This is a genomic window from Streptomyces camponoticapitis (genome assembly GCF_014646115.1).
GTDB classification, from domain to species: domain Bacteria; phylum Actinomycetota; class Actinomycetes; order Streptomycetales; family Streptomycetaceae; genus Streptomyces; species Streptomyces camponoticapitis.
Genome location: NZ_BMMV01000001.1, coordinates 359,599 through 373,037, shown reverse-complemented (window position 1 = coordinate 373,037; position 13,439 = coordinate 359,599). Strand labels below are relative to the sequence as shown.

11 protein-coding genes are annotated in these 13,439 nt (G+C 70.2%); 5 read left to right on the top strand and 6 right to left on the bottom strand.

Annotation, left to right across the window (positions count from 1 at the left end; all coding sequences use genetic code 11):
* Window positions 1–21 precede the first annotated feature (21 nt).
* From IEY79_RS01565 to IEY79_RS01540, 6 genes are all read right to left on the bottom strand, one after another.
* Window positions 22–846 carry a carbohydrate ABC transporter permease gene (locus IEY79_RS01565; RefSeq protein ID WP_189105387.1) on the bottom strand — a complete coding sequence of 275 codons (825 nt, stop codon included), beginning with the start codon at window positions 844–846 and terminating at the stop codon, window positions 22–24.
* On the bottom strand, window positions 846–1,745 hold the full coding sequence (locus tag IEY79_RS01560) for a carbohydrate ABC transporter permease (RefSeq protein ID WP_229700580.1): 900 nt from the start codon (window positions 1,743–1,745) through the stop codon (window positions 846–848). Before IEY79_RS01560 ends, IEY79_RS01565 begins: the two co-directional genes overlap by 1 nt.
* 97 nt (window positions 1,746–1,842) lie before the next feature.
* Window positions 1,843–3,195, bottom strand: a complete 1,353-nt coding sequence (locus IEY79_RS01555) for an extracellular solute-binding protein (RefSeq protein WP_189105386.1) — start codon at window positions 3,193–3,195, stop codon at window positions 1,843–1,845.
* Between the two features lie 85 nt (window positions 3,196–3,280).
* Window positions 3,281–4,177: an LLM class flavin-dependent oxidoreductase gene (locus IEY79_RS01550; RefSeq protein WP_189105385.1), complete on the bottom strand. Its 897-nt coding sequence runs from the start codon at window positions 4,175–4,177 to the stop codon at window positions 3,281–3,283.
* A gap of 99 nt (window positions 4,178–4,276) precedes the next feature.
* Window positions 4,277–4,981: a response regulator gene (locus IEY79_RS01545; protein ID WP_189105384.1), complete on the bottom strand. Its 705-nt coding sequence runs from the start codon at window positions 4,979–4,981 to the stop codon at window positions 4,277–4,279.
* Window positions 4,978–6,672 carry a sensor histidine kinase gene (locus IEY79_RS01540; RefSeq protein ID WP_189105383.1) on the bottom strand — a complete coding sequence of 565 codons (1,695 nt, stop codon included), beginning with the start codon at window positions 6,670–6,672 and terminating at the stop codon, window positions 4,978–4,980. Before IEY79_RS01540 ends, IEY79_RS01545 begins: the two co-directional genes overlap by 4 nt.
* A gap of 135 nt (window positions 6,673–6,807) precedes the next feature.
* On the opposite strand from IEY79_RS01540, the gene IEY79_RS01535 reads away from it, so the two are divergent.
* From IEY79_RS01535 to IEY79_RS01515, 5 genes are all read left to right on the top strand, one after another.
* Complete coding sequence (locus IEY79_RS01535; protein WP_229700557.1) at window positions 6,808–8,226, top strand: cation:dicarboxylate symporter family transporter; 1,419 nt, start codon at window positions 6,808–6,810, stop codon at window positions 8,224–8,226.
* A 303-nt stretch (window positions 8,227–8,529) separates the two neighbouring features.
* On the top strand, window positions 8,530–8,997 hold the full coding sequence (locus tag IEY79_RS01530; protein ID WP_189105382.1) for a (2Fe-2S)-binding protein: 468 nt from the start codon (window positions 8,530–8,532) through the stop codon (window positions 8,995–8,997).
* Window position 8,998: 1 nt separating this feature from the next.
* The gene (locus IEY79_RS01525; RefSeq protein ID WP_189105381.1) at window positions 8,999–9,991 is read left to right on the top strand and encodes an FAD binding domain-containing protein; all 993 of its coding nucleotides are present in this window, start codon (window positions 8,999–9,001) and stop codon (window positions 9,989–9,991) included.
* Window positions 9,988–12,243, top strand: coding sequence for a xanthine dehydrogenase family protein molybdopterin-binding subunit (locus IEY79_RS01520; RefSeq protein ID WP_189105380.1), 2,256 nt, complete (start codon window positions 9,988–9,990; stop codon window positions 12,241–12,243). The genes IEY79_RS01525 and IEY79_RS01520 overlap by 4 nt, the downstream gene beginning before the upstream one ends.
* A 41-nt stretch (window positions 12,244–12,284) precedes the next feature.
* Window positions 12,285–13,397: a hypothetical protein gene (locus IEY79_RS01515; protein ID WP_189105379.1), complete on the top strand. Its 1,113-nt coding sequence runs from the start codon at window positions 12,285–12,287 to the stop codon at window positions 13,395–13,397.
* The last annotated feature ends 42 nt before the right edge of the window (window positions 13,398–13,439 follow it).

Here is a 13,439-nt window from a genome sequence, read left to right as displayed (position 1 = left end):
GCGCTACTTCGAAGACACGCCCTAGCCCTTCACCGCGCCGCCGAGTGCGAAGCCCCCTCCCAGCCGGCGCGAGATGAGGATGTAGAGCAGCAGAACCGGCGTGGAGTAGAGAATCGAGAACGCCGCGAGCTGCCCGTAGATCACCGAGCCGTAGTTGCCGAAGAACGTGAAGATCGAGACGGACGCGGGCAGTTGGTCGGGGGAGAGAAGCAGCATGAAGGGGACGAAGAAGTTCCCCCAGAGCTGGATGAACGTGTAGATCATCACGACCGTCATGCCCGGCCCCATGAGCGGCAGCACGATCCGGGTCAGCGTCTGGAGCATCGACGCCCCGTCCGTCCACGCCGCCTCCTCCAGGACGGTCGGCACCCCGTCCATGAAGTTCTTCATCAGCCAGATGGAGAAGGGCAGTTGGGAGGTGGCGAGGAACAGCGACGTGCCGTACATCGTGTCGACCAGATTGACCTGCACGAACAGCCCGTACACCGGGACCATGATCGCGGTGATCGGCAGACACGTCGTGAACAGGATGGTCAGCAGATACGGGCGGCTGAACCGCGAGCGGTAGCGGGACAGCGGATACGCCGCCAGCGCCGCGCACGCCACCGTCAGCAGCGTCGCACTCCCGCACAGCAGCAGGCTGTTGAGCATCGGCGTGAACGTGATCTCGTCGGTGAGGACCGCTTGGAAGTTCTCCGTGGTCGGCGACGACGGCAGCCGTACCCGCAGGTCCGCCTCGGCGTCGAGCGAGGACAGCACCAGCCACAGCAGCGGAAGCAGGAAGGCCGCGGCCACCACGGCCAGGGCGGCGTCCGAGGCGAGCCGGACGCGCGTGGCGCGCTTCATCACACCTCCACCTTGAGCAGGCGCACATAGACGATCGAGAACAGCGCGCCCACGAGAAGCAGCAGCAGCGCCACGGCCGTGCCGTAACCGATCAGGCTCTTCAGGAAGGCCTGGTCGTACATGAACACCGGCAGGGTCTGGCTCCGGTTGCCCGGCCCGCCCCGTGTCATCGCCCAGATCAGTCCGAAGACGGACAGCGTGGAGAGCGTGTTGAGCATCAGATTGGTGCCGATGGAACGCCGGATCATCGGGAGGGTGATGAACCACAGCCGCCGTACCCCGTTCGCGCCGTCGACCTCCGCCGCCTCCGTGATCTCCTTCGGGATCTCGGACAGCGCGGCGGAGTAGATGAGCATGGAGAACGCCGTGCCGCGCCACACGTTGGCGAACGACACCGCCAGGATCGGCAGCGTGAACAGCCAGTTCTGGGACGGCAGATGGAGCCAGTCCAGAATGGCGTTCAGTGTTCCCTCGCGGCGGAAGAACGCGTACAGCAGGAACGCCGCGACGATCTCCGGCAGCACCCACGCCGCGATCACGACGGCGCCCGTGGCGGTGCGCACCGGCCGGGACGCGGTGCGCATCAGACCGGCCAGCGCCAGCCCGATCGTGTTCTGGCCGACGATCGACGACACGAACGTGAAGACGAGCGTCAGCCAGACCGCGTTACGGAAGTTGTCGTCCGCGAAGGCCCGCCGGAAGTTGTCCAGGCCGACGAAGTCCGACGTGGACGAGCCGGTCAACTGCGTGTTGGTGAAGGCGATCCAGACGCAGTAGCCGATCGGCCCGGCGAGGAACAGGAGCAGCAGCACCGTCGCCGGGGCGAGCGGCAGCCAGCGCAACGGCCGCGCCTTGCGGACGCCGCGCCCGTCGTCGCCCTTGCCGCCACCGGCCGGCACCGCGGGCCCGCCCTTGCTCACCGGACCGCTCGCGGTGCTCACCGTGCTCACGGCGCCGCCTCCGTCACCGCCGCCTCGACCGCCGTGCGTGCCGTGCTCACTTCTCGACCACCGCGCCGTCGGCGATGGTCTTCAACTGCTCGTCGTACGCCTTCGCCGCCTCGGCCGCGGACGCGTCCCCCGTCGTCACCGACTCCATCGCCTCGCCGATGGCGGACGACACCTGCGGGTAAACGGGCAGAGCGGGGCGGTAGTTGGTCACCTCGACGAGCTTGGTGAAGAAGTCGATACCGGGCATCGACTTCAGATACCTCGGATCGGCCGCCACATCCTTACGGACGGCGATCTGCGCGCCGACGACGTCCCACTCGACCGCGTTCTCCTTGGTCTGCTGCGTCTTGATGAACTCGAAGGCGAGGTCCGGGTTCTGGGCCTTCTGCGGGATCGACCACGCCCAGCCGCCGGACATCGACACGCTGCCGGGCGCCTGCCCGTTCTGCGTGGGCATCGGTGCCTGGGCCAACTCCGTCGACCACTCGGGCCACTCCTTGGGGCCCTTGTTGATCCAGTTCTGCCCCATCCAGGACCCGTCGAGGGAGATCGCCAGCTTGCCCTCGGGGAAGAACTCGGTCGCCACGCGCGTACCGATGTTGGGATCGAGCGCGTCCGAGACATCGGGCCCGAGCTTCTCCGAGTACACGGTCCGTACGAAGTCGAGCGCGTCCACGAAGCCCTTGTTGCCGGCGACCCACTTCTTCGCCGCCGGGTCGTAGAGCGGGTCCGCGCCCGTGCCGTACAGCAGCATCTCGAAGCCCTGCATCACCGCGGCCTCGCCGGGGCCCTTGCCGGTGTAGACGTTGAGCGGGATCGCGTCCGGGACCTCGCGCTTGACGGTGCGCGCCGCGTCCAGGACCTCCGCCCAGTTCTTGGGCTGCCAGTCGGCGGGCAGCCCCGCCTCGGCGAAGATCTTCTTGTTGAACCAGAGGCCGCGGGTGTCGGTGCCGTCCGGTACGCCGTACGTCTTGCCGTCCTCCGCCTTGGCGGCCGACTTCGCCGTGTCGACGAACTGGTCCCAGGCGTCCCACTTGTCCAGATACTCGTCCAGCGGGCGCAGATAGCCGGCCTTGATGTCCGAGTTGATACGGAAGGTGTCCTCGTAGACCAGGTCCGGCGCGGTCTTCGGGGAGCGCATCATCTGCTGCGCCTTGGTGGCGTAGTCGTTGTCCGGGGCCTGGATCGGTATCAGTTCGACCTTCTTGCCGGGATTGGCCTTCTCGAACTGTTTCTTCACGGACTCCAGATAGTTGTCCTTGAAGCGGATCTTGTTGTCGGTGGATCTGTTGTAGGCCACCTTGACGGTGTCCGGATCGCTGCCGGACCCGCCGCCGCACGCCGTGAGCGCACCGGCGGCCAGGACCGTGACGAGGATCAGTGGGGCGGTGGGGCGCACGGGCACGACCTCCTCTTTTAGCCACGAAGGGCTGCCCGGCGACCGTAGGACCGTGTCAATCTCAAGGTCAATCCCCGTGCACCGCTCACTCCGTACGCGGCACCAGCGGGCGGACCTCGGCGGCGGTGAAACGGACGAAGCCCTCCGGGTCGGGTTCGTCGGGCGTCGGCTGGAGCACGACCGTGTCCGCGCCGGCCTCCGCCAGCTCCCGAACCGCGTCGGCGACGGCGCCGGCGGGGCCCGCGACTCCGTACGGTCCGTCCGGCCCCCAGGCGTCGCCCACGGTGTCCAGCTCGGCCCGCAGCCGCGCGTCGGCGTCCGGGCCGGTCGCCGTGTGGAGGTAGACGACCACCGGGTGACGGCCGGGGCGCCCGGCCGACTCCCGCCCCTCCGTGATGAGTTGGCGGGCGAGGCGTACCGCGTCGGGGGAGGTGCCGCCGGTCAGGATCGTGCCGTCGGCGGCCTCGCCCGTCAGCCGCATCGTGCGCGGTCCGGTGGCGCCGGCGTACACGGCGGGCGGTGCGGGGGTGGTGGACGGCGGCCAGTCGAGTGCGACGGCGTCCAGCTTCACGTAACGCCCGTCCGTGGTCACCCGCTCGCCGGCCAGCAGCGCGCGCAGCGCCACCAGATGCTCGCGCAGCAGGGTCACGGGCGACTCGACGCGCGTACCGGTCTGCCCCATCCAGTCCTGCACACCGTGGCCGACCCCGAGCAGGGCCCGTCCCGGGAAGAGGCGGTGCAGGGTGGCGGCCTCCATGGCCGTCAGCGCGACGTTGCGCAGGGGTACGGGGAGCAGGCCGACGCCGACACGCAGCCGCTCCGTCCAGGCGAGGGCGGCGGAGATGCTGGCGATCCCGCTCTCCAGGAAGCAGTCCTCCCAGAGCCACAGCTCCTCCAGGCCGGCGTCGTCCGCGGCGCGGGCGATGTCGCGGAGTCGTTCGGGGGGCAGTTGGGGGCGGAACACGGCGCCGAGAACAGTCATGACCGCATTCTTCACCGGAGCGTACGGCCACGACCAGCGGGTTGACGGGTCCCCGCAGGTGACGGTCCGACCTCGCGCGGGACGCCTCGACCGCGCGCGCTACCGGGCGGAGACGATCCAGCGGTACTGGAGCTCCGGACGCCCGATCTGGCCGTACTGGGGGCTGCGGTCCGCCTGCCCGGCCACGACCAGATGCTCCAGATAGCGGCGCGCGGTGATACGTGAGATGCCGAGGGTGGCCGCGGCCTCCGTGGCGGTCAGGCCCTCCCGCGCGTCGCGCAGCGCACGCGTCACCGCCTCCAGCGTCGGCCCGCTGAGCCCCTTGGGCAGCGACGCGGGCTGCGGCGCCCGCAGCGCGCCGAGTGCCCGGTCCACCTCGTCCTGACCGCTGGCCTCACCGGCGGCGGCCCGGAACTCGGCGTAACGGCTCAGCCGGTCGCGGAGGGTGGCGAAGGCGAAGGGCTTCAGTACGTACTGCACGACGCCCAGCGAAACCCCTTCGCGTACGACCGCGAGATCGCGCGCCGACGTGACGGCGATGACGTCCGCGTGGTGCCCGACCGCCCGCAGACTGCGCAGCAGTTGGAGTCCGTGCCCGTCCGGAAGGTACAGGTCGAGCAGGATCAGATCCACGTCCGTACGCTCCAGGGCGCGCCCCGCCTCGACCCGGGAGTGGGCCACCCCCGCCACCTCGAAGCCGGGCACCCGGCCCACGTACAGCTGATGGGCGTCGGCGGCGACGGGGTCGTCCTCCACGACGAGCACGCGAATGGGGCGGGAGGCGCCGTCCGTGGTCCCGGTCATGATCCGCCCTTCTTCCCGCCGTCGGCCATGGCACCGGCCGGCGGCTCCGTCGCACCCGCGTCCCTCGCGGTGTGCGCGTCCGGGCCCCTACGCGGCTGCGGAACCGCCCCGTCGCGCGCGCCCAGCGGCAGCCGTACCGTGAACTCGGCCCCGCCGTCCCGCCCCGGCGAAAGCTCCACCGTGCCGTGCGCCCGGTGCACCGCCTGCCGTACGAGTGCCAGCCCGAGCCCGCGTCCGGCGCCCCTGGTCGACCAGCCGCGCCGGAACACCTCCTCGATGTCACCGGGCGCGACGCCCGGCCCCGTGTCCCGTACCCGCAGCAACAGCTCACCGCTGTCCACCAGCGCGGTGACGGTGACCCGCGCGCCGTCCGTGCCCTGGGCGGCGTCCACCCCGTTGTCGATCAGATTGCCGAGCATGGTGACCAGGTCCCGGGCGGCCAGCGACGGCGGCAGCACCCCGTCGTCTATGCGGCTGTCCTCGGCGAGCACCAGCTCCACGCCCCGTTCGTTCGCCTGCGCCGCCTTTCCCAGCAGCAGCGCCGCCAGCACCGGTTCGGCCACCGCGCCCACCACCCGGTCGGTGAGCACCTGCGCCAGCTCCAGCTCCGCCGTGGCGAACTCCACCGCCTCGTCCACCCGCCCCATCTCGATCAGCGACACGACCGTGTGCAGCCGGTTCGCCGCCTCGTGCGCCTGTGAGCGAAGGGCGTGGGTGAAACCGCGCTCGGAGTCCAACTCGCCCGACAGTGCCTGGATTTCGGTGTGGTCGCGGAGCGTGGCGACCGTACCGCGCCGCTCGCCGCCGATCACCGGACGGGTACTGACGACCACGATCCGGTCGGCCGTCATATGGACCTCGTCCACGCGCGGCTCCGACGCGAGGAGCGCCCCGACGAGCGGGGCGGGCAGCCCGAGTTCGTCGACGTTGCGGCCCACGGCGCTGTCGTCCAGACCGAGGAGCTCCTGCCCGCCGTCGTTGATCAGCGCGATCCTGCGCCGTCCGTCCAGCATGAGCAGCCCCTCGCGCACGGCGTGCAGCGCGGCCTCGTGGTAGTCGTGCATCCGGCTCAGCTCGGCCGCGTTCATCCCGTGGGTGTGCCGGCGCAGCCGCGCGTTGATGACGTAGGTGCCCACACCGCCCAGCGCGAGGGCGCCCCCGGCCGCCAGCGCCAGGACCTGCACCTGCTCCTCCAGCTGGCTGGAGATCCGGTCGACGGTGATGCCGACGCTGATCAGTCCGGTGATCCGCCCGTCGTCCTTGACCGGGGTCACGGCCCGGGTCGAGGGGCCGAGGGTCCCCGTATAGGTCTCGGTGAAGGTCTTGCCGAGCAGCGCGGGCCCGGTGGTGCCGATGAAGGGCAGCCCGATCAGCTGGGGATCCGGATGTGTCCAGCGCGTCCCGTCCGGCTTCATGATCGTGACGAAGTCCACGCCCGTGTCGACCCGCACGCGCTCCGCGTAGGGCTGGAGCGTGGCCGAGGGGTCGTCGGACCTGATGGCCTCCCGTACGGACGGGGAGTCCGCCATCGCCCGCGCCGTGGCGGTCACCTGGCGCTTCGCTGTCTCCTCGGCCTGCGCCCGGTCGGTGAAGTACGCGAACAGCGCGCATCCGGCCACGACAGCCGCGACCAGCACGACCTGCATCGCGAAGAGCTGGCCCGCGAGGCTGCGGGGACGGGGTAGCTGCATGACGCAAGTCTGCCTGGCCGAAATCGTATGAACGAAATGCACGTAAGGGTGACCGGGGTCACAGCCTGGTGGATAGTCGCCGGGACCCCCTCGGGACGGGTGGGTCGCGCAGGGACAACGAGTCAAGGAGGACCCGTGGCCGCTACTCGGGACCGTACCCATTATCTGTATCTGGCAGTGATCGTCGCAGTGGTTCTCGGAATCACGGTCGGTTTCGCCGCCCCGGGGGTGGCCGTCGAGCTGAAGCCCATCGGGACCGGCTTCGTCAACCTCATCAAGATGATGATTTCCCCGATCATCTTCTGCACCATCGTTCTCGGTGTCGGATCCGTCCGCAAGGCCGCCAAGGTCGGCGCCGTCGGCGGTCTCGCCCTCGGCTACTTCATGGTCATGTCGACCGTGGCGCTGGCCATCGGCCTCGTCGTCGGCAACATCCTGGAGCCGGGCGCCGGACTGCACATCACGGACGCGACGGCCGACGCCGGCGCGGCACAGGTGGACGGCGACGCCGAGACCACCGCCGAATTCCTGGTCGGCATCATCCCCACCACGCTGGTCTCCGCCTTCACCGAGGGCGAAGTGCTCCAGACGCTGCTCGTGGCGCTCCTGGCGGGCTTCGCGCTCCAGGCGATGGGCTCCACCGGTGAGCCGATCCTGCGCGGCATCGGGCACATCCAGCGCCTGGTCTTCCGGATCCTCGCCATGATCATGTGGGCGGCTCCCGTCGGCGCCTTCGGCGCGATCGCGGCGGTGGTCGGCGAGACCGGCATGGACGCGCTGAAATCGCTCGCGGTGATCATGATCGGCTTCTACATCACCTGCGCGCTCTTCGTCTTCGTCATCCTCGGCGTGCTGCTCAAGGTCATCACGGGCATCAACCTCCTCTCGCTGCTGAAGTACCTGGCGCGTGAGTTCCTGCTGATCCTCTCCACCTCGTCGTCGGAGTCGGCGCTGCCGCGGCTCATCGCGAAGATGGAGCACCTGGGTGTCAGCAAGCCCGTCGTCGGTATCACCGTGCCGACCGGCTACTCCTTCAACCTCGACGGCACGGCCATCTACCTCACGATGGCGTCGCTCTTCATCGCCGAGGCGATGGGCGACCCGCTCTCCATCGGTGAGCAGATCGGCCTCCTGGTCTTCATGATCATCGCCTCGAAGGGCGCGGCGGGCGTCACCGGCGCCGGCCTCGCGACCCTGGCGGGCGGCCTTCAGTCGCACCGTCCCGAACTGGTCGACGGCGTCGGCCTGATCGTCGGCATCGACCGCTTCATGAGCGAGGCGCGCGCCCTGACGAACTTCGCGGGCAACGCCGTCGCCACGGTCCTCGTCGGTACGTGGACGAAGGAGATCGACCGGGCCCGGGTGGACGAGGTCCTGTCCGGCCGGCTCCCGTTCGACGAGAAGATGCTGGTCGACGACCACGCGCCGCACGGCGGCGACGGCGAGGGGCCGAGCCTCACGAAGGAGTCCGACGGACCGGCCGACGGTTCCACCGGCGGCTCCTCCGGCGTACCGGAGGCGCGCGACGCCGACGGGACGCCGGCGAAGGTCTGACCCGAGATCCCGGCCGGAGGAGATCCCCCTCCTTCCGGCCCTGCGAAAGACCGGCCCGTACGGAGACGTCCGTACGGGCCGGTCATTTTTCTGTTTGCGGACCGGCTTTCGTGGGGTTCCGCGCGTGTTGCGGTGTCAAAAGGGGTGGCGGGGAATTCCGTGGTGGAGAATCCCGCACCGAAGAGTCTCTTTGTCAGCCGTATTCGGGGGTGGGCGGTCGGCTGCGGGTCTTTCTTCCAGGTCAACTGCCACACACAGGGAAGGCTGACAGCTGTGATCGGACCGGCGCGTGCCCCGGTGTCCATGAGAGTCAACGGTGAGATTCACGAGATCGAACTGGAACCCCGTGTCAGTCTTCTGGACGCCCTGCGGGACCATCTGAGCCTCACCGGTTCCAAGAAGGGGTGCGACCAGGGAACCTGTGGCGCCTGCACGGTCTGGGTCGACGACCGGCGGGTGCTCGCCTGTCTGACGCTGGCGGTGGCCTGCGAGGGACACGAGATCAGCACGATCGAAGGGCTCGCCACGGGCGGCGATCTGCACCCCGTACAGAGCGCGTTCATCGAGCGGGACGCTTTCCAGTGCGGCTACTGCACATCCGGACAGATCATGTCGGCGGTGGCTCTGCTCAAAGAGGGAAACGCGGCGACGGACGAGGAAATCGCCGAACACATGAGTGGCAACCTCTGCCGCTGCGCCGCTTATCCGCATATCCGGGCGGCGATTCGCGATGTCCGTGACGCGGACACCACGACGAGTGGGCGGGCCTGACATGCGACCTCTCAGCTATACGCGTGCGAGCACCGTCGACGAGGCCATCGCCACCGTCGGCGGGGATTCCCGCAGCGCGTTCCTCGCCGGCGGAACCACGGAGATCGACCTCATCCGGCTCGGGGTGACCCGCCCCGATGTGCTCGTGGACATCAACTCCCTTCCGCTGAAGGAGATCGAATCCACGCCCGACGCCGGTCTGCGGATCGGGGCCCTCGCGAGGATGACGGACGTCGCGCGCTCCGCCGACGTCGTCCGGCGGTTCCCGGTGATCTCGCAGGCGCTTCTCCTGGGCGCGTCGGAGCAGTTGCGCAACATGGCCTCCATGGGGGGAAACCTCTGCCAGCGCACCCGCTGTCCGTACTTCCGCGACGGTGTCTCCCCCTGCAACAAACGCGAACCCGGTACGGGCTGCTCGGCCGTCGACGGCCTCAACCGCGGGCACGCCGTGCTGGGCACCAGCGACGACTGCATCGCCGCCCACCCCTCCGACGTCGGCGTCGCGCTCGTCGCACTCGACGCGGTCGTCCACACCCTCGGACCGTCCGGCGCGCGGAGCATCCCCATCGACGACTTCTACCTGCTCCCGGGCAGTTCGCCCGAGGTGGAACACCCGCTGGAACGCGGCGAACTCATCGTGGCGATCGAGGTACCGCCGACACCGCTGGCCGAGCGTTCGCTGTATCTGAAGTTCCGTGACCGGCAGTCCTACGAGTTCGCCCTGGTCTCCGTCGCGGCGGCCGTCGACGTACGCGACGGGCGGGTCGCCGACGTACGCCTCGCCCTCGGCGGCGTGGGAACGAAACCGTGGCGGGCCCGTCGCGCCGAAGCCGCCCTGACCGGGGGCCCGGCGACCCGTGAGGCGTTCGCGGAGGCGGCCGCCGCCGAGCTGGAACCCGCGATCGCGCACAAGGACAACGCGTTCAAAATCCCCATGGCGCGGCGGGCGATGGTACGCGCGCTGGACCAGGTCGTGAACGGAGACGCACGATGAGCAACGCGATCGGCAAGCCCATCAGCCGGGTCGACGGCCGGCGCAAGGTCACCGGAGCGGCCCGGTACACCGCCGAGATCGAACTGCCGAACCTGGCGCACTGCGCCGTCGTCGGCGCGGCCGTGCCCAGCGGGCGGATCCTGGCGATCGACGAGAAGCGGGTGCACGACGCGGAAGGCGTCCTGGCCGTTCTCACCCACGACAACCTGACGAAGATCGCCTCGCAGCCACCCCTCCTTCCCTCGCTCGCGGGCGGCCCGGCACCCGGTGAGACGTTCTTCCCCATGCAGGACGACACCGTCCACTACGCCGGGCAGCCGGTGGCCATGGTCGTCGCCGACAGCCATGAACGCGCCCAGTACGCCGCGTCGCTGCTGGACATCACCTACGAGCGCGCCGACTCCATCACCACGATCGAGGAGGGACGCGCCACGGCGTACGAGGCGGAGACCCTCTTCGGCGGGCTGATGCCCGCCCGCAACGAACGGGGCGATGTCGAGACCGCGCTGGCCCAGGCGCCGGTACGGGTCGACGTGGACCACCACTACGCGGCGAACCACCACAACACACTGGAACCCTCCGCCACCACGGCCGTCTGGGACGGCGAGCGCCTGACGCTCTACGACTCGACCATGGGGGTCCGGGCCACCCAGCTCACCGTCGCCCAGCTCCTCGGCATCCCGATCGCCCACATCCGCGTCATCACCGAATTCGTCGGCGGCGGCTTCGGCGGCAAGGCGATGACCTGGCCGCACGTCACACTCGCCGCGATGGCGGCCCGCCATGTCCGGCGCCCCGTGCGGCTCTCCCTGACCCGGCCCCAGACCTACACCTCCCACGGACACCGGGAGGAGCAGGAGCAGCGGCTGTCGATCGGGGCGACGAAGGACGGACTGCTCACCGCCGTACGCCACGAGAAACTGTCGGTCACCTCGCCGTTCGACGACTGGGCCGAGCCCGCGACCGGCGTCACCTCGCAGCTCTACCGCTGCGAGAACTACCTCGGGCTGCACCGGATGATCCGCGGCAACGTCATGACGCCCACCTTCATGCGCGCGCCGGGCGAGTCGCTGGGGGTGTCCACCCTGGAAGTGGCGATGGACAGACTCGCCTACGCGACCGGGGTCGACCCCGTCGAACTGCGCCTGCGCAACCGCGCGTCCGTGGACGAGCACGGCAACCCCTGGTCCAGCGACGGCCTGGAGGAATGTCTGCGTACCGGCGCGCGCCTCTTCGGCTGGGACCGGCGCGACCCCGAACCGCGCTCGCGGCGCGAAGGCGACTGGCTCATCGGTTCCGGCATGGCCGTGGCCGCCTACCCCATGGCGTTCATGATGCCTCCCCAGCAGGCGCGGGTGAGGGTCTACGCCGACGGCAGCGCCGTCATGCAGTGCGGCACCCAGGAGTTCGGCACCGGCGCCACCACGGCGATGGCGCAGGTCGCCGCCGACGGGCTGGGCATGGACATGAACGACGTCACGTTCGAGGCGGGCGACAGCGACCTGCCCAACGCCAGCGCGTCGGTGGGCTCCATGGGCGCCTCCATGGTCAGCGCCGCGGTGCACAACGCGGCGATCGAGCTGCGCCGCCAACTGGTCGCCATGGCGGTCGCGGACACCGGCTCGCCGCTGCACGGCGCGGACGCCTCGGCCGTGGTGGTCGAGGACGGCCGCATGAGCCTCGGCGACGGATCGGCGGGCGCCGGCGAGACGTACGCCGAGATGATGCGGCGCAACCGGCTGAGCATGAAAGACGCGCTCGGCGACTGGACGCCCCCGCCGATGGACGCACCGCACGGGATGATGACCTTCGGGGCCCAGTTCGCCGAGGTGGCCGTCGACCCGGACATCGGTCTCGTACGCGTACGCCGGATGGTCGGCGTGTTCGCCCCGGGGCGGGTGCTCAACCCCAAGCTCGCGCGCAGCCAGCTCATGGGCGGCATGCTCTGGGGGATGAGCCAGGCGCTGCTCGAAGGCAACCAGATGGATCCGCGGTCCGGACGGTGGGGTGCGAGCAACCTGGGTGAGTACCTCGTTCCCGTCAACGCCGACGCCCCCGACGTCACCGTCGAATTCGTCGATGTCACCGACGAGGTCGCGGGCCCGCTCGGCGTCAAGGGCGTCGGTGAGATCGGCCAGGTCGCCATGGCGGGCGCGCTCATGAACGCCGTCTTCCACGCGACCGGACGCCGGTTGGAGGCCCTGCCGATGGCCGCGGAGCTGGTGATGGACCCCCCTGGCACATCCGCATGACGAAACCTCCGCCCCCGGGGGCCGGGGGAGCGGGCGGCGACGTGCTGCCCGACAGACCGGTCATCAGCACCCCGGCCCGGCTGCACGGCGCCGGATTCCGCGAGGCCGAGCGGCAACGCCTCGCGCGGCAGCCGGGTCTGGGGCTGGCCGGTCTGCTCTGCGTCGTCCCCGTCGCGGCGCTTTTCGCGTTCGGCGGGGGCGGGGCGGCGGACTCGGTGTCCCTCTTCGGGCCGCTGATCACCTTCGCCCTTCCCGCGGTGGCCATGGTGGCGTTCTGGTGGGAGGACTGGCCCGGCTCACGCCTGCGTCCCGGCTGGTCGGGACTGACCGACACCGTCTTCATCGCAGCGGCCGCCATCCTCCTGGCCATGGCGGGGCAGGCGTTCATCGGCCATCTCGACTTCGACGGGATCTTCGACCCGACTCCCGGGCCGGGCCACGCGGCGCTGTTCCCGGCGGCCCTGCCGCTCGCCGGCGGCGCGTTCGTGGCGATGCTCCAGCTCACCCTTGTCTGCGAAGGCCGGCCGCTGCGCCGGCTGCCCCGTATCTGGGCGGGGCTCGCCGCCCTGGTGGTGTCCTGGGGGGCGGCGATCACCCTGTACGCCGTGGCCGTGGACTTCCGGGCACCCCCGGGATCGGGCCTCAGCAGCGAGAGCGGTCCGGTGCCCGGCCAGGAACTCGGCGCGGTACTGGTGCTGATCGGCGCCTGGCAGGTCTGGCTCTTCGTCGTCTGGAAAGGGTGGCCCTTCGCGGAGTCCCGGAAGAGCTGGCTGCGGATCGTCCCGGCGAACCTCGTCGTGATCGGCGGGGGCCTGCTGACGTACGTACTGGTCCATGGTCCGGGCGACGTCAGCCCGGACGCCGTCAACGCGGCCGCCGGGTGCTTCGTCGCCGCGGGGCTGACCGTAGGCATGCTCTTCGAAGGGGTGTTCAGCCCGCATCTGGGCCCCGCGCGGGAGCGCGTCGCGACGCTGGCCGCGTCGCTGATCCTGGGGGCCGCCCTGTACGCGGCGCTGACGGCCTACGCCGACACCCTCGACTGGACGAAGCCCACCAGCCAGGACTGGGTGGGGCACACGGCACTCAACGCGATCGGCCTGTCGATCATCCTGCATGTCGCCGTGGGCCGCCGCTGGCCGTTCGGGGAGAACTGACTGCGGGCCCCACACGGCTGCTGTGGGGCCCGAGTCGGGCAC